This is a genomic window from Gemmiger formicilis, assembly GCF_016901605.1.
GTDB lineage: Bacteria > Bacillota > Clostridia > Oscillospirales > Ruminococcaceae > Gemmiger > Gemmiger formicilis_B.
Window position 1 is genome coordinate 1 of the sequence record NZ_JACJKP010000324.1, and the last position, 1,158, is coordinate 1,158.

The 1,158-nt window shown below is 59.2% G+C and carries 1 pseudogene; it reads left to right on the top strand.

From position 1 onward, the window contains the following. Window positions 1-177: 177 nt before the first annotated feature. Window positions 178-1,158, top strand: a pseudogene (locus H6B10_RS14585) (MFS transporter); the annotation flags it as partial.

The following is a 1,158-nucleotide window of genomic DNA, read 5'->3' on the forward strand; positions in this document are numbered from 1 at the left end:
CAGCGCCAACCAGGGCGCGGTGCTGAAATAACGCGTTGAATCCAAAACACGCAGCGGTTGTGCGGCCGCTGCGTGTTTTCTTTTGCCCGGGACCCGTAAAATTTGCCAAAAGCTATACCGCAGGTTGGGAACCCGTGGTATAATCAGGGAAACCAGAGGAAAAGGGGAAAAGAAATCATGTTTTCGTTTTTGCTGCCGGTGATTTATCTGGCATTTATCAGTCTGGGTCTGCCCGACGCACTGCTGGGCGCGGCATGGCCCAGCATGTACCAGCCCCTGGGGGCGGACCTTTCCTGGGCGGGGGCGGTGTCCATGATCATCTCTGCGGGCACCATTGTTTCCAGCCTGGCCAGCGACCGGCTCAACAGCTGCCTGGGAACCGGCAAAGTCACGGCGGGCAGCGTGGCACTTACCGCCATTGCGCTGTTCGGCTTTTCCACCTGCACAGCGTTCTGGCAGCTGTGCATTTGGGCCGTTCCCTACGGTTTGGGCGCCGGCAGTGTGGATGCAGCCCTCAATAACTATGTGGCGCTGCATTACCAAAGCCGCCACATGAGCTGGCTGCATTGTATGTGGGGCGTGGGCGCCAGCGTGGGTCCTGTGATTATGGGACGTGCCCTGGCGGCAGGCAGCTGGCAGAGCGGCTACCGGGTGATCTCGCTGATGCAGATTGTGCTGACCGCGATTCTTTTGTTCAGCCTTCCCTTGTGGAAGCGGCCCGATGAGGATGGCGCCGGGGTCAACGTTACCCCGGAACATCGCAGTCTGCCCTAGCTTCTGCGCATTCCCGGTGTTCCGGAGGTCATGATCAGCTTTGCCTGCTATTCTGCGGTGGAAGCCACTGCCGGTATGTGGGCGGCCAGTTACTGCACGCTGATGCGCGGTATCGATGCACAGACGGCAGCCGGTTGGGCCAGCCTGTTTTACCTAGGCATTACGGTGGGGCGGTTTTTCAGCGGTTTCCTGACCATGAAATTCAATGACCACCAGATGATCCGCGGCGGCCAGGCAGTCATTCTGGTGGGCCTTGTGCTGATTTTCCTGCCGGCGGGCAATACCTTGCTGTTTGCGGGCTTGATCATTGTGGGCCTGGGCTGCGCACCCATTTACCCCAGCATCATTCACGAAACACCGGCCAATTTCGGGCGCAACCTCAGC